The sequence below is a fragment of the Actinospineispora eucalypti genome, assembly GCF_039543365.1.
GTDB lineage: Bacteria > Actinomycetota > Actinomycetes > Mycobacteriales > Pseudonocardiaceae > Pseudonocardia > Pseudonocardia eucalypti.
On record NZ_BAABJP010000052.1, the window covers coordinates 214151 to 231535 of the forward strand.

Here is a 17385-nt window from a genome sequence, read left to right on the forward strand (position 1 = left end):
GGGGCGGACCTGGTGGGTCTGACCGACGAGCGGATGGTCGGGCGGATGCAAGGGGCGCACGACGCCGGCGGGGGCGACCCGGCGACCGCGCGGGCCGAGCTGGCGTACTGGCTGGCGCACGGCGTGGCCTTCCGGGCTCGCCGGCCGGCCGTGCAGCGCCCGCTGAGCGACCTGACCAGCGACGGTTCCCCGTGGACCGACCCGGCGAGCTGGTCGGAGGCCGAGTGGCCGCGAGTGCGGGCGATGCTGCTGGCCGGCGCGTGGAGCCGGTTGGGGCCGAGGGACGCCCGGTTCTGGGCCGCCGCGATCGCCGCCGTGCGTGAGCTGGCCGAAGCCGGGGCCGACGACATCCGACCCGACTGGGCGGCGCCGCTGCTCCGCCAGCTCGCGGGAGCGCTCGCCGAGCCGGCCACTGGGCTGTTCGCTGGGCTGGCCGGCGACGGGGATGCGCGTCGGGAGCTGGCCGTCGGCGTGCTCGGCGCGCTGCGGCTAGACCTGCCGGTGGACGGTGTGCCCACCCAGCGGCTGGTCGACACGGTCACGCTGTGGGTGGACCCGGTGCTCGCGGGCTATCGGTCCGCCCTGGACTGGCTGCGCGAGGAGCTGCCGATGGGTGCCCCGGTGGCGGCGCGGGCATGGTTCGAGCTGGTCGGCGACCTGGTCCGGATGGCGCCGGCGCTGCGCACCCACCTGTTGACCGACGCCGCGGTCTTCCAGCTGGGCCTGCTGCCCGGGCAGCTGGCCGGGCTGGCCGATCCGGTCGCCATCGCGGTCGAGCTGGAGCGGGTCGTCGGCCTGCTGCGCGACCAGCTCCGCCGGTCGCTGGCCCTGCCCGCCGCCGACCCGGTGGACGCGGACGTCGCGGCGGTGCTGATCAACGACCGCCCCACCCACCCGGCGCTCGCTCGCCCGCTGGCTGGCTACGAAGCGGCCCTGCGCGCCGCGTCAGCGCAACCCCGTGGGCGGGAGCTGCCCGACCTGGTCACCAAGATCGCACTGGTCCGCGAGGTGCTCGGGCTCGAGCTGGATGAGGCGACGATCGCACTGATCACCCACCCGAAGGTGGTGTGGCTGGGCGCCTCAGGCGATGACGGTGAGCTGCTCGGCTTCACCGTGGTGTTCCGCACCGAACGGGGCCTGTCGGTGCTGTGGCCGCCACGCAACCTGACCGACCGGGACGTGCGCCCCGCGCTCCTGACCCAGTCACCTCAGCAGGCTGGTTCAGCTACCTTGACGCCGGACGGACACCGGTTCCTGCGCACCGCCGAAGGTGTGGTCACGCTGCCGCACACCGAGCCCGGAGACCGGGGAGACGGGGACGCCGGCACGACCCGGCCCGGAGATGACCAGCGGGCGCGGCTCCCCGCGTGGCTGGTGCTTATCGCGGTCGCCGTCGTGGTCGCCCGGTACGTCCCGGACCTGCATCTGGCGCTCGGGCTGGCCGCCGGGGTGATCGGTGCCAGCCTGTTGATCTACCTGACCGAGGAACCTGCCCGGACCCGGATGGCGATCACGATCGGGTTGATCGCGGGCAGCGGCGCCGGGTGGTTCGGGTACGGCGTCCCGGCCTTCGCCGTGGCGGCCGCGCTGGGCGTCGGCCTGTGGCTGGTCGACAGGTTCGCACGCCGGTTGGTGTCCCGAGCCGAGACACCGGGCGCACCGCGCGCACCGCCGCCGTGGCTGGTCCGTTCCGCACAGCGTTACCTGGACTGGCGCGGCCGGCAGCGCTGGCTGGGCTATCTGCTGCTCGCGTCGGCGGTCGGTGCCGTCATCGGCACCCAGATCCCGCACACCGACGGCGACACGTCTGGGTTGGCGGCGGCGGGCGTGTTCGGCGCGAACCCGGCGGCGGCCACCTTCCTGGCGGGGTGGCACGACGGCCCGCCGGGCGGCGGGTTGACCACCCGCCGGTACAGCCCGGACGAGCACCACCGGGCGATCGCGGTGCTGCGCGCGGTCCTGACCCGCAAGCCCGCCATGGAGTACACCGGGAAGATCACGCTGAGCTGGCCGCCGCTGCGGGCGCTGTTCGTGCGGGCCGGCCTGCCGAACTTCGGTGACGAGGCGATCTCGTACACGGTGTTCGACGGCCACGGCCGGGTCTGGTTCGTGCGGTTCGAGCACTTCGAGCGGCGCAGGCAGGCGCTGCCCCGCCGGGTGCGCGCCTACCTGGACAAACGAATCGAAGACCACGAGTCCGAGCACGCCGCCCGGCCGACCGCGCCGCACCCCGAGTCCGGCTGGCCCGGCCACGAGCCGGAGCGCCAGGAGATCGCCGGCCTGATCGCCGCCGCCTTCGCCGGCCGCCCGATCGCCACCCCCGGCTTCACCGACGGCTCACCGCTGCCCCCCGCGCTGGCGGATGCGCTCGCGGTACTCGCCCGGGCCGGTGAGGGGGCCACGCTCGCCGAGTTGCGTGGGTTGGCCTCGGTCGCGGGCTGGCAGCCGGACCCGCTGGTCAACCACGTGCTCGGGCTGAGTCGGTTGGGCCTGGTGACTTGGCAGGACAGCGAGACCGGTGAGCGGGTGTACCACGTGCCGGCCGAGACCCGGGCGCTGCTGCGCGACGCGGTGCACGTGGCCGACCAGGACAACCTCGAGTACCGCCGCCTGTTGGGCGTCCTGAACGGCTGGCTGGCGCTGTCGGTTGACCTCGACCAGGAGTTGTCGCGGCGGCTCTGGGCGCTGCTGGTGACCTTCGTGCGCCTGGACGGCGGCGCCCTGGCCGCGTTCGAGAGCGCCCAGCGCACCGCGCTGTGGCGGACGCTGGTGATCTTCGCCGGCGTCGAGGGAAGCCTCACCATTGGCGAGGTCGAGGCGGCGTCGGATGGGCTGGTGCACGACACCGTCGGTGGGCGCCTGAACCGGTTGGCCGAGTTGGGCATGCTGGAGCGGCACCGGCGTGGGGCAATGGTGGTCTATCGGTTGCGCGACGATGCCCGCCTGCTGGTGCGCCATCTCGCGCTGCGCGCGCTGCAACCGAACCTGGTCTACCGGCGCGCGCTGTCCACCCTGGCCGAGGCGCTGAGCCGGCGGGCCAGCTTGCTGCCTGGGGAGGACGCCACCGAGGCGGTGACCACGGCGCTGCGCGCCGTGCGCGAGCTCGACAGCGGGCCGCTGCTCGCGGTCGTGGCGGCACCGCGCAACTCGGTGCGGCACACGCTGAACGTGCTGGCCGACAGCCCGGACGGCCTGCTCGTCGCCGACCTGCATGCGGCTATTCCCGAGGTGAGCGTCAAAACCCTGGAGCTGCGGATCAACCGGCTGCGCCAGCTGCGACTGGTGATCCTCGGGCCGAACGGCCACCTGCTGACCGACGGAGCGCGTCGGTTGCTGGCCGCGCTGGATGACCCGTTCACCACCGAGGTCCTGTTCACCGAGCTGGCCGAGCTGTTGCTCAGCGATGCCACGCTGCTCCCCGAGGAGAAGGTCGGCCGCCGGGTCACCGAGCTTGTCGAGGCGATCCGCGCACTGCCGGATGGCCCGCTGCGCCTGGCGGTCGAGGTGGTGGGGGGCTCGGTGGCCGCCCCGATGCTCGACTCGCCCCGGGGGCATTCGCTGACCGCGCGGGGTGTGCGGTTGCTGGCCGCGCTGGACACCCGGGACCGCTACCTGGGCACGCTCGCGCTGGCCTGGTTCGACGAGGCGGCTCGCCTGGTCGCGGGCACCGAAGTCGCGAGCCTCGAACCGGGCCGGCCGGACACCGAACTGGTGCGCGTCGCCGTCGAGATCCTGTGGTTGCTGCCCGAGTACGCCACCGCGCGGCCGGGTTCGATGCGGGTCAGCCTGGACGTGGTGGCCGGGGGGCAGACCGCCCAGGGGGTGGCCGACGCGGGCGGCCTGCACAGACCGGTCGCCCAGGTGCGGCTGACCGTGTTGCGGGAGCTGGGCCTGGTCACTCGCGGCAAGACCCCCGGTGTTCGTGACTACGTCTACTGGCAGGCCGAGGACACGCCGGGCCTGCTCGCCGAGCTGGACCGGCCGGAGACCCACCTCGGTGCCCGGCTGGTGCTCGGGCTGCTCGCGCTCCGGCTGCACCGCAACGCACTGCTCGACCCCGGCTCACCAGCCGTCGGAGAACTCACCGCCGCGGTGGGGCACGTGCGCGCCCTGCCGGGCGGCCCGCTGTCGGCGCCGCGCATCCACCCGCAGGGCAACGCGGTGCTGGCCGTGTTCGCCGCGCTGCACGCCTCGCCGGACGGGTTGACCAGGGCCGAGATCCGCGCCGCGCAGCCCGCGCTGGCCGCCCGCACACTGCGCGACCTGCTGCCCGCGCTGGTCGAGTACGGCTTTGTCTGGCAGGCCAGCGCCGATCCCGGAAGCGGCTCCCGAGAGATCCGCTACACGTTGCCCGCCGAATTGCGCGACCTGGTCGGGGTGTTGCTGGGGCCGGCAACCGAACCGACCATCCGGAACCTGGCGGTGGCGCTGAACGTGCCCAGCCGGCTGCGGCTCGGTGAGCCATCCACGGTGGCGATCGAGATCGCGTTCGACGCGGTGATCGCCGAGTTCGGTGACCGGTTCTTCCCGAACGGGTTCCCGGTGGCCCCGAACTCGCTGCTGGGCACCCTAGTCGCCGCCGAGGGCGGACTGTCCGCCGCCGAGCTGGCCGAGCTGGCCGGCACCGCCAAGCCGCGGATGCTCAAGCAGTTGAGCGGTCTGGCCGGGCCCGAGCTCAAACTGGTCACCCAGGTGCGCGACCGCCGCCCCGGCGCCAGCCCTCGGGCGGTTGTCTTCCGGAGCACCGCCGCGGTGCCGGCCTTGCGCGCCGCGCTGGCACAGACGCCGCTGCATCCGCGCACCGACCGCGATCGGGCGCTGCGCGCCCTGGCCGCCGCGCTCAACCGGGTGACAACCCTCGTCCCCGGCACCGACGGTCACACCGCCGCGACCGTCGCCGTGGCGAAGGTCCGGGCGCTGCCGGACAGCCCCCTCCCCCCGCACGCGACGCCCGACGGAGTCAACAGCTTCGCGATACCCGGGCTGATTGGGCTTCAGCTGGGCCACTTCCACGGTCGGTGGGGAACTGGCGGAGTCGATGTGCCGCACGACTCGGCGACCCGGGTAATCGGCGCGGTGGTGGTCGCACAGGCACTCGCCTGGCTGGGTGGGGGCTGGTCGGTGGCCCGTTGGTCGTGGTGGCGCCCGGTGCTTCGGCGGTTCGTCCTGGGTGCGGTCATCGCGGTGGTGCTGATGCTGGTCACCGCCGCCTCCGCCGCGGCGGACCCGCTGGCCGGCGCGGTCGGTATCGGCGTCGGTCACGGCCCGCTGGTGCGCTGGGCGGCCGCGGCCGTGGTGGCTGCAGCGGGGGCGGTGCTGGTGTGGCGTGGGGTGCGGGTCTGGCGGGGCGCCCGAGGGCGGCAGGCGAGCACCCGGCTTCAGGCCGACCACACGGCCACCGCACCGGAGCGGCTGGCCGAAGCGGCCGAATGGATCGAGCGGGCGGACGCCCTGCCGCCCGACGCGTGGGAGCTCACGCTGGTCCTGCTGGATCAGGCCGAACACCAGCTGCGGCTGGACCAAGCCGGATGGTGGCTGGGCGCCGACGGCCGGCACACCGAGGAGCTGCGTGCCCGGCTGGTGGCGATCCGAGCCCGCGCCCTGGGCTACCGGCGGGCACTCGCTCCCGACCGTGCCATCCCGGTCGAGGAAGACTTGAACCAGCTGCCCGAGGACCCGAGGGTGCTGCTGGCCCGTCACCAGCGCCTTCGCGGGCTGCTGGCCGGGTTGGACCGGGCGCTGGAGCCGCTGGTCACCCGGTGGCTGCGCGGACGCGCCCGGATCACCGGTGGTGACCCGTTCGGTGCGCAGGTGCTGGCCGCGATCGAGGAGTACGAGCGGCTGCTCCGCGAGCGGCCCGGCGGCCCCGAGGTGCTGGCCGAGGCCCGCCCGCTGTTGGACTGGGTCCGAGGGAACAGCTACCGGGAGACCACCGGCACCGGCGCCGCGGTCAGCTACCCGTACAGCTACTCGGCGGAGAACCTGGCCGGGCTCGCTCTGACCATATCGATCGACACGGTGTACGTGGAGGCCCGCCGGCTGCGTCGGGTGCTCCGCGGCGCGGGCTTGCCGGCCGGCCTGGCGGACACGCTGCCGCTGGCCGTGCGCCGGGTGCTCTGGCACGAGCTCTCGCACGTGGCGCCACAGCTGGCGCACGAGCAGCGCTCGGACCGGGAGCACGCGCTCGCCGAGGCCAGCTTCGCCGCCAAGCTGTCCGGCCCGATGTATCCGGGGCTGGACCGGGCCGCCGCGGTGCGCATCGAGACCGAGGCGTTCGCAGAGGGCATGGCCAACGCGCTGCTGTTGATCCACATCGGTCGGGTCTACGACCTGACCCCGGCGCAGCTGCGCCGGGTGGAGGAGGCGCTGCGCCGCGTGAACGGCACCGACGCCGATGGCCGGCCTACCCGGAAGCTGCTCGCCCGCAGTCTCGGCTACCTGTACTACCACGACCAGGGCAAGACCTTCCGCATCCTCGCCCACGCGGCCCTGCCGGCGCCGTCGTCCGGTCACGCCGTGCCCCTGTTGATGCGGGCACCGATGGTCGGCCGGGTGGCGTTCGCCCTCGGCGGTGCCACCGGCCAGCTGTTCGGCGGGGGCCACGGGTTGGCCGTCCTGGCGGTGGTCGTGGCCGTGGAGTTGGGCCGGTGGCTGGCCGGGCGGCTGGTCGGCTGGGCCACCCGCCTGCTCGCCGAACCGGCCGCCGCGCGCGGCCCGCCGTGGCTGGCCCGGCTGGTCCTGCTGCTGGTCGAATGGCTGCGCGCGCGGCTTGAGCCATTCGTTCCGGCCGAGTTCTGGCGGGCGCTGCGCCTGGCCGGATATGGCGCCGCGCTCGGGGCGTTGTTCGCCGGTGGCCCCGGCGCCGCCCTGGCCGCGACCGTCGCTGTGCCCGTCGTGGTGGTCACCGGCGAGCACGGCTACGCCTCGGACACGTTCGGGCTGCTGTCCGGGGAGCGGGCGGGCACTCCGCTCGGCGGCCGGGCGTCGGTGGCCGGTGGGATCACCGTGCTGGCCGACGGGCGACCGAGGCCGTTCCCTCGGGGCAAGCAGCGGATCCGCAAGGCGATCCGCCGGCGGCTGGACCAGGCGCAGCGGCTCGCGCCGGATCACCCGTTCTACCGGCGCGCCGACCCGCTGGGTCGGTGGCGGGCACACGGCGTGCGCTACTACATGATGCCGGAGCTGCGCGGCTACCCCGGCCGGTTCGCCGGCCGGCGCGACCTGCGAGTCGTGCTGTACGTGGCGCCGGACGCCGACGGTGTGCCGTCGGTGTTCGTCGACCCGGTGGTGGCCGCCGAGCTGGTCACCCTGTCGGTGGCCGAGCGTGCGCTGCTGGCCGAGCGCGGGCTGGTGCTCATCCTGCACCCTCGGCGGCGGGAGAAGCGGGTGCAGGCCATGCCGCTGCCCGCGGCGCACGTGCTCGCCCGGCTGGTCAACGCCACGCCGCTGGGCTCGCGTGGGCTCGGGTTCGAGGTGCTGGCGGTGGGTCCGAGGAAGGGCGTGCGCAGCCGGGGGATCAGGCTGGTCAACGGTGGCCGGCCCAGGGTGGTGGCCGCGGAGTCCGAGGCCGGGCGGCCGGAGGTGCTGCGGCTGTGGAGCTACCCCGGGTGGCTGGTCGACGCCGTGGCCGCGTCCCGGCTGCCCGAGTCGTTGCTCGGCGCGGCACCCCGGGCACTGCCGGGTATCGCGGTCGCCGACGTGTCGCACCAGGACGGCTATCCGTGGCTCAACGCCGGCCACCCGGTGGAGGTCGCCGAAGAGGTCGAAGGCGATCCGGTGGGCCGCGAGGGCTACGGCCAGGACTACGCGGACCCGGCGATGCCCCGCCGGGTGGCCGACCAGCTCGCCGGATTCGTGCTGCGCGGCGGCTCCGACGCGGTGCGGCCGGACCAGCTGTTGCTCGGCTCGGATAACCGGCTCTACCCGATCGACCTCGAACAGTCCACGCTGATCAGCAGCAACCTGGGGAGTGCCCTGCGCGGGGTGTTGGTGCTGCACCCCTCTGTGGCGGCCGAGTTGACCGTGGACGGGCTGGCGGAGCAGCTCGAAAAACTGGCGCGGGGACGGGTGGAGCTGCTCGCCGAGCTGCCCAACCAGCGGCTGCGTGACCTGGTCGCCGACCAGCTGGACTGGATCGACCGCACCCTCGCTGCCGGTCCGTTCGACTCGGTCGACCAGCTGCTCATCGCCGTGCCGAGCCGGGCCACCGGCAGGGTCGACCTGGCCGAGGCCCGCCGGTGGGGCCTGGTGCCCCACGCCGCCGAGCTCCTCACCACCCTCGATCTGTTCCACCTGCGCCGCGCCGGCACCGAGGTCTCCGTGCACGACTTCATCCCCAACTCGGCGCTGCCCGCCACCCAACGCTCGGCCTACGGACGCTGGCTCGCCACCCCGCGAGTCGCCGGTGGGGGCACACCGAGTCGGCGTTCTCGGCACACCGAGCCGACGCCCCCAGCACCCCCCGCGGCCGGACCGAAGCCGGCCGGCGGACCCGAGGCACATCCGACCGAGCTGGCCGGCGGACCCGAGGCTCGGATCTACGCCGTGCCCGCGGTGGAGGCCCGAGCAGGGGGTGTGGTTGCGGTGCTCGCGGACGCCGTGGCGCCACAGGTTTCCGGAGGAGGGGTCGGCGGGTGGATCTCCGCCTCGGGGTCGATCCGTGCGGAGTCGGCGGGCAAGGGCTGGCTCCCGCCGGTGATTGTCTCGCTCGGGCCGGCCCAGATCGCGGCGATGTTCGGCATCGATGAGACCTTGGTGCGGCAGGCCGGACTGGTTCGGGTGGTGGCGGCGGCCGGCTACGGGTGGCTTGCCCAGGCGGCCGGTGGCCGCGACGACGTGCTGCTCTACCTGCGGGATGACCCGGTGCTCGAGCGGTCCGAGAAGTTGGACACCGGGCTGACCGCGCGGACCGGCTATATGGATCTTGCCGTGCTGGCGGCGGTGGCCAACTACGCCGACCGCGAGGCGGTCCGGTTGCTGGGTGAGTTCCTGTTCGGCTCCGGTCAAACCGAGACGGATGGTGTGGCAGTCTCGGCCGGCCTGGCCTCGGTGGTGCGGGACGGCCTGGCGACCGGCCGCGGCAACTACCGGTCGGACGACCGGGCGCTGGCCCTCGCGCTGTCGTTGCCCGGGATCGGGCTCGACGCATCGACGATCGCGGTCGCCCAGCAGGCAATGGTCCGGGTGACCGCGTCGGGGCGCGCACCGCGGTTGAGCGGGGACGCCGGGGGGATCCAGGTCTGGCAGCAGGTCGGGCTTGGGGTGGCGCTGGGCGACGGGGAAGTACTCTCGGCCAACCACGTGGTCACCGGCCGCCAGAGCGTCCTCGGCGAGGTGTGGGTCGACGGATATCCGGCGGAGCTGGACTGGGCCGATGTCGACCGGGCCTTGGATCTGGCCCGAGTGCGGGTACCGGACCTGCGCGCCGAGGCACCCGCCGCCGAGTTCACCACCACCGAGCTCACGACCGGGACGTTCGTGGCGATGTTCTTCGCCGAGCACGCCGACCGCGCCGGCCGGCCCGCCTGGTCCACCGTGGTTCTGGCGCCGGTCACGCGGAGCAACGCGGCGTTCCAGCACGCCACGTTGGCCGTGGATGCGCCGATCTGGCCACGTTTCTCCGGCGGGGTCGCCGTAACCACCGGCCCGACGGGCGCGCTCTGGGCCGGCGTCGTGGTTGAGCAAGGATTCGCCGAGTACATCTCGCCCTCCGGCGGACGGCTCGAGCTCGTCGAGTCCGGGCGGACGGTTGCCGGCTTGGTCCCCGGCCCGACGGCGGCCGAGTTCCTCGCCAGCCGGGCGGACCCGGACGAGGACAGCGCCAACGGGCCGGGACGCCAAGCGACGTTGCCGCTGGCCGGTCTCGCCATGGGCCACAACGCGGCCACCGACTGGGTCACCGCGCAGCCGACGTTCGCTGTCCTCGCGGTGATCGCGGTCGTGGTGCTTGGGGTGATCGTGGCACGCCGGATGCCCCTGGCGAGGTGGGCCGGGAGGATCGGGCCGGCGTTGTCGGCGCCGGCGCCGCTGCTGCGTTCGGACCGGTCCACCGGCGCACGGTCGCCGCCCGCCTCGTCCTCGCGGGCCTCGACGCCGCCCGCCGGCTACCGGTCGCGTGGCCGGTTCGGCCGGTTCCCGGCGCACCACCACCCGGCCTTGCGGCAGGCCGAGGAGCTGCTCATCGAGGGGCTCGAGCGGCGGGCCGCCGGCAGACTCGGTGGGTCTCGGCTCCGCGACCAGGCAAAGGCGCTGCTCCAGCCGCTGCTCGGTGAGCTGGCCGGGGCACGTCCGGAGGAGGCCGACCTGGTCTCACCCAGCTCAGCACTGGACCGCGCGATCGAGGCCGTACGGGACCGGCCCGAACTGGCCGAGGAGCTCGCCGACCTGCTCATCCAGCGGCAGGGATTGGGCACCGACCCGGGCGACGCGTTCGACATCAAGGACTGGGCCGACCTGGCCCCGGCGGTCCAGGCGGCGTTCGCCTTCGCGTACCGCACCCTGGTGGAAGCCGGCCCCGGCGTATGGCTGCACCGCGCCACCGGCCAGGTCCCGGTCGAGCTATTGACGGACCGGGCCTTCGAGAACCGCTATCGCGAGCGGGGCGGGCTGGGCAACACCCCGGATGCGTTCATCGATCCCGAGCTGAACGCAATGGTCTTCCGGCTGTCTTCCTTCCGGTTCAGCGATGCGGAGGCGGCGGTACTGACCCTGAGTGTGGTCAAGGCCGTGCGCCTGCTGGCGCACGAATGGCTGCACCTGGCCGATCGGACGCCGATCGAGAACGACGACACCCGGCCGCTGGAACGCAACGCTTTCTGGATCGAGCGGCTGGTGGAGCAGGCGCTGCTGGAGCGGCGCCAGCTGCTCCTGCTGGTGGATCTCCAGCACACCCAGCCGTTGTCCGAGAACGAGGCACGCCAGCTGGACCAAGACCTGACCGCGCAGTGGGTGCTGGCCGAGTTCTGGGACGCTTTGCTGCGCTCCTGGCGCCCCGATCAGGCTGCGCCGGAAGACCACGTTCTGCCAGCCAGCTACGGCCCACCGACCGGAAACAACGACGGCTCGATCCTGCGCAATGGGACCGGCCGGAGCGCCCTGATCGGGCTCATCGGCTGGGTGTGGTCGCGGGCGGCGAATCGGGCCGCCCTGGCCGGGCTGGCGAAACGGCTGTACCGGCGCAACGCGGCGTTCCGCGACGGGTTCGGCCGCTGGCACCTGCGGGGCTACCGGGCGGTGTCCGGGTTCGGCAGCGGGGTGTTGATCGCCGGTCTCTATGTGATGCGGGAGATGGCGCTGGCGGCGGGCCTGAGCGAGGGCGCGCTGTATCCGATGGCCCTGCTGGGCGCGGTTTTCGGGCTGCTGCCGAACGCGCTGATGAAGTTCGTGGCCCGGCGGGCCGGGGCGGTAGGCGCGCTGCTGGCGCTCGCCGGCACCTACGCGCTGTTCGGTGTGGTGTCCGATCCGATCTGGCTGCGGATCGTCGCGGTCGCCCTCGGCCTGGTCGCGGCCACCTGGATTCAGGTGATCAGCCAGGCCGAGGACTGGATCACCCAAGTGAGCAACCCGCATCGGCTCGACGCCAAACGGCCTGGTCATGAGGCCGAGTTGAAGTGGCCCTCGACGACTTTGACGTTGATGGGGTTGGCCATCTCGGTGGGCGCCGGAGTCACCGGCACCCTGCAGCACGCGGCCACCGGGTGGGGTGTGTCCGGGGTGGTGTGGGTCTCCGTGGCGATGATTGCGGTGACGGCCGCACTGATGTGGCTGTACACGCCGTCCCGGCTCGCCGAGGCGCGGCCCGCACTGACGGTGCGGGCGTACCTGAGAAAGATCTCGCTGACCCCGCTGAAGACGCTCCGGGATCCGATCGTGCTGGTGATGGGGCTGTTCTACTTCTTCTCGGCGGCGATGCTCGGGGCGTTCGACGGTACCTGGGCGGCCGAGCTGATGGCGGCCGGCGCTTCCCAGTTCGCGATCAGTCTGTTGATCAACGCCCTGACCTTCGGCGACGCCGCGATCATCCTGATCGCCGTGTTCGGCGACCGGGCGGCGACCAAGCGACGCCACCGCGCTGCCGGCGCCGGCACCGCGTCCACCCGCGTGCCGGAGCAGGACTTCCTGACCCGCAACGCCGCCGCGTTCACCCTGGCCATGGGTCTGTTCCTGGGCTCGGGGGCGCTGGCGGTGTGGTTCTCCGAGCTGGTGGGGCTCGCCGCCGTCGGCATCGTGTGGAACAACTTCGCCGGCGAGGCGGGGTCCACCGGTGCCCGCAGCGGCATCCGGGGCCTGGCGCAGCTACGGGTGAGCCAGCTCCTGGAGAACCGGCCGAACCCGCCGAGGCTGGGTGATGTCCTCATGACGTTGGCGAGCATGAAGGTGCTAGGGCAGTTCCTGGGTTCCCAGTTGTCCGGGTTCGCGGACGCGCACGGCGGGTGGGGCGGGGTGTCCGTGCAGATCGGCGTCACCGGGGCGTTGGCGGTGCTGGCGGCGACCATCGCCTATCTCTACCGGCCCCGGCCGCGCGCTCAGCACTGGACCGCCGAGAACGGCCACACCTACGCCCGGTACCTCGGCAAGGGCAGTGCCGGGCCGCTCGTGGTCGATACCGGGGCCGAGTGGCCGGGCGTGCAGTCACTGGCCCGGCTGTTCACGCTGTGGGACCTGGCCGGGGAGCCGATCGAGCGTTCCGGCCGGCGGCGCACGCACCGGGTCGAGCAAGACGGCCGGGTCTGGCTGTTCCAGTTGGCGGTCGACGAGCTCGTTCAGCTCGACACCTCGCCCGAGCCGGTCGTCGGAGCGCTCGCCCTCGAGGAGCCGAGGCCCGAGGCGGAGGGCGGTTCGCGGGCGGCGCGGCCGACCCGGGCTCGGCGGCTCGGGCGGGCGCTGGCCGTGCTGGGCACCTCGATCGGCCTGGCCATGGGTGGGGTCGCGCCATCCGGCTTCGGCCTCGCGGTGCTGGCGGCGGCGCTCACGGCGGAGGTGGGCCGGCTGGTGGCCCCTGGGGTGCTGCGCTGGGCCACCGGTCGGCTCGCCGAGCCGGCCGCCGCGCGCGGTCCGCCCTGGCTGGCGCGGCTGATCGTGCGGCTGGCCGGCTGGCTGCGCGCGCACGTGCCGGCCGGCGTGGCCCGGGTGGTGCTGGTCGCGCTGCGCGTGTCGGCGGTGGCCGCGGTGATGGGTCTGGGTGCCGCGCGTGCGTTCGCCGCCGAGCCGGGTCACCCGTTGCGCGCCGAGTCCGGCCCGGCCGAGGTCTGGACCGCCGTGGTGATCACGGTCGGGGCGGCGCTCGCGGTGGTCGTGCTGCGCGCGGTGCGCCGTGAGTGGCGGGTGGCCGCCACGCGCGATGCCGAACGCCCGCGCGCCTCCGTGGTGGGCCAGCTGGTGGTCATCCGGGGCGAGCTGGCGTTGCTCGAAGCGGCGCTCGCCAACCTCCAACGGCTGCGCTCGTCGGCGGTGTTCGGCGCGGCGGCGCTGCACCAGGACTGGGACCTGCGGGCCGATCTGGTTCGGGCGCTGGCCTGGGGCGGCGACATCCGCGCGATGCTGGCCGCTTTCCAGTCGCTCGGTGACGTGCCGCCATCGGAGCTCGGCTACGCCTCCCGGGCACTCATCCGGGCCGCTGACGACGTGGTGCGCGCGCTGACGGTGTACCGGGGCGAAGCCGCCGTGTGGTCGCTGCTGGACGGTCGGCCGAGCCCGGTTCACCGGGTGGCGGTGGCTGGTGCGTGGGCTCGCCGGCTGGCCGGTCTGGGTCGGGTGGCGGATGCGCTGCCGCTGGTCGATCTGGCCCGTGAGCTGGCCGGACTGGAACCGCCGGCCACGTCGGCCCGGCCGGAGCACCTGGACGAGCTGCGCCGTCGCGCCGAGTTCTACGGAGTCCCGCTACCGGCCGAGCCGCCACCGCCCGGGTTCGATCCCACCCTGCTCGGCCCGGTGGACACGGTCCTGCTCGGGCTGCTGCGCGGGTTGGCCCAACGGGAGGGCGGCTGGGCGAGTGTGCCGGATCGGCTGTCGGTCGACGACCCGGGGCGGCTGCGTGCGCTGTGGGCGGCCGCACAGGCCGCCGAGCGGGACGAGCCGGTGATTGCGCCGATCGAGGACCCGGCCTGGGCGGACCGGGCCGAGTGGCTGGCAGCCGCTTCGGCGGTGGCCCGGCGATCGGCCGGCGGGCGGGGCGCGGAGGTGATCCTGTTCGACCTGGGGCCGAGCAGCCACAACCAGCTGGCCCAGGTGTTGCTGGACCAGGCCGCGCGCCAGCTGGCGGTACTGCGGGAGCGGTTCGCTGGGCTGGGCTCGCGGAACTGGGACGTCACCGCGGTGACGCTGGCGGACGCGCTGGCCGCCGCCCCCGCCGAGTCGGCCGACGCGCACGTGCCTTACCTGGCCGCCGTGGCGGTCGGCTTCGCGGGCACCGAGGAGGCGGACACCGACGCCTACCGCGCGGCGCGGGACCGGGCGCTGCACCTGCTCTCGGCACGGGCGCCGGGTGACCGGCGCCTGGAGGTGCTGGACCTGCTGATCCGGGTGGCGCGGGACGAGCCGGACGCCGACACCGCCGCCGCGTTGTACGCCGCCGCGACCTCCGATGAAGAGGCGGCGTTCGTCCGGATCACCGAGCTGGGGTTGGCCGCCGGGCCGTTGCTGGAGCTGGCCGAGCTGTGGGCCGATCCGCTGCTGACCAGGCTGCGGGGCGAGCTGGCGGCAGCGCTGTCGATGGCCCTGCCCGCCGCGCGCACGGCGGCGGACGTCGAGCGGGTGACGCGGGCGTGGGCGGAGCTGGCCGTCTCGCTGGTCGAGCTCGCTCCTCGGCTGTACCGGTATGACCGGATCGACCAGGCCGCCTGGTACGTCGAGGCGGCGACCGGCATGCTGGCGGGTTCCGCGCCGGACGACGCGGTGGCGGTGTTCGGCGCGATGGCCTCGGCCGCCCGGCCGGTGCTGCTGGACGCCACCAGCTGGGCCGCGCACCTGCCGTGGCCGGCCACCGACCGGCGCGCCGAGCTGGACGGGGAGCCGGTCCTGGTTGGCGTGCTGCACGACCGGTACCGGCTGGAGGCGCTGGCGGAGCACACCGACCAGCCGTGGCTGTTCGACAGCGCGCCCTACCCACACCTGGCGGTGCTCGGGGTCTGGGAGGACGCCGGTGACAGGGGTGACCTGCTCGCGCACGTCGCGGTGTTGCGCACCTCGGCCGGGTTGCTGCAGGTCGGGCCCGTGCACACCTGGGACGAGCCCGAGACGGACATCATCGGGGTGCTGCGGGGCTACGCCGCCTGGTTTGCCCTCGAGCACGGGGTCCAGCTGGTGGTGCACCCGCCGTCGGGCCTGCGTGACCTAGTCCCGGAGAACGCCACGGCGGCCGCCGAGGACACCGTGCTGCTGCCCGTGGACGGGTTGAACCGGCTGGTCCTGCCCCGAACCGGCGCGCATCCGCTGCCGGGCTTGCTGTCGGTCCTCCGCTACCACCCGGCCCGGTTCGGGCAGCTACCCCGCAACGGGCCGCTGGCGATTCGGCTGGACACCGGTGAGCAGGTGATGCCCGACAACCGGGTTCGGGACCTGATCGAGCTGGGCCTCGACGAGCTGGGCAGCCGGCCGGTGGACGCCGAGGAGTACGCGCTGGTGCGAGCGGAGAGCGAGGACTGGCCGGACGGGCTCGAGGTGCGTGCCGTCAAGGGCGACCTGAACTCCTGGTTGGCCGCGCGGGGCGCGGTCGGCCTCGGCGTGCTGATGTACGCCCGGTTCGAGGGTGGCCGGGCGGTCATCTACGTGCCCGAGCCGGTGCTGCGCGGGCTGCGCTCGCTCGATCCCGGCCATCGCACCCTGCTGGCCGACCGGGAACTGGCCCGCGCGCTCGAGGTTGCCGAGCCGGCGTTGCTGAAGATGGATCTGCCGCCGGCCGAGGTGCTGATCGGGCTGGTCACCGGCGAGCGCGGCCGGTCCCCACAGGTGCGGACCCGGATCGACCAAGCCCTGCGCCGGATCGAGGAGGCGTTGATCGCCGCCGCCGCGGATCAGGGCTCGGTCGAGCTCGACCCCGCCTTTCTGACCCGGGGCGTGTGCCAGCAGTGTGGTGAATGGCTGGGCAGCTCGCCGAGCGACGACTTCTGCTCCGAGGGCTGCCGTACGCAGTGGTACGGCAGGCGGGTCGGCTCCGGCCGTCACCACCACCGTGGGTCGCTGTCGCGAGACCTGCCGAATCGGCGGTCGGTCGAGGACACCCGGACGGCCCTGTTCCCGATGGCTGTCGGCGTGACCACCGGCCATACCTCGAGCCTGCTGACGCTGGCCGTGATAGCCGGCGTCGCGGTGCTCGTACTTGCCAGGGTCGGGCTGCTGGCTAGCTCGTGGAAGTGGCTGCTGGAATGGCGCAACGGCCTCACCAGCGAACAAGTCGCCGGCAGGCTCCAGCTCGCGCCACACGTCGTGGCCACGGCGCTCGCCAGCGGCGAGATCTCCAACGAGGAGTTCACCGGGCGCAGGCGCAGGACCACCGGTGGCGTGGCGGATGGCCAGCTGCTGCCGATCGTGGACGCGGTCGTTTCGGCGGAGGACGGGGCTACCAAGCTGGATCTGGCCGAGCGGTTCCCCGCGCTGGTCGGGGATCCGCTCAACTCTCGCCTGCTGGCTCTGTACCGAGCAGGGTTGCTTTTCCGCGAGACCGAGTCCATGCCGCACGGCGGCGCGCGGCTTCGCTATCGGGCCTCGGCACGTCTGCCCGAGTTGTTGGGCTATGTGCGCGACCCGGGCAGCTGTCCGGCCGATCGGAGGGCTCCGTTGGGCCTGGTGCGGGGGTGGTTGGCGCCGGACGCGGAGTTCGCGCCGAGCAAGCTGCCCGTACGCCGGGTGGCCGCCGCGGTACGCGAGGTGCTCGGGCTGACCGACGAGCCACTGGTGTGGGATCTGGTGCCGGAGAACTCGATACGGGCGCTGTTGGAGTTCCTGGTCGACTACCCGGACACCGCCTACCCCAACGGGCTGACCATCTGGGAGCTCGCGCGGCTCATGCCCTGGCTCAACGCGTACGCGATCCGGGAGTGGCTGCCCGCGTTGGCCCGGTTGGGTCTGCTGTGGTGCGACGCCGGCCGCTACCGGCTCGCGGAGAACGTCCCGGCGTTGTTGGCCGCGCTCGACGATCCGTTCGGTCACCGCGATGAGGACCTTGCGGTGATCTGGGCGTTCGCCGCGCTGTTGATGGGACCGGTCACCAGGACCCGCCTCGCCGCGACGGAGGTGGATCTGCAGGTCCTGCTGAGGCGGCTGGGCCGGATAGCCGGCGGCCCGCTGGCCGGCAGCTTCCGGCTGGCCCCCGAGGGTTCGGTGGGCCACATGCTCGACGCGATCGCCGCGACGGGCACCGAGCGGATCAGCGGCGACGAGCTGGCGGCG

General features: G+C 73.8%; 1 protein-coding gene (running past both ends of the window). It reads left to right on the plus strand.

All 17385 nt of this window come from inside a single coding sequence — locus tag ABEB12_RS35890, rhomboid family intramembrane serine protease (RefSeq protein ID WP_185063161.1), on the plus strand. Of the gene's 122763 coding nucleotides, 86592 precede the window and 18786 follow it; the stretch shown corresponds to coding positions 86593-103977 (codon 28865, complete, through codon 34659, complete); the first complete codon in view begins at position 1. Both the start codon and the stop codon lie outside the window.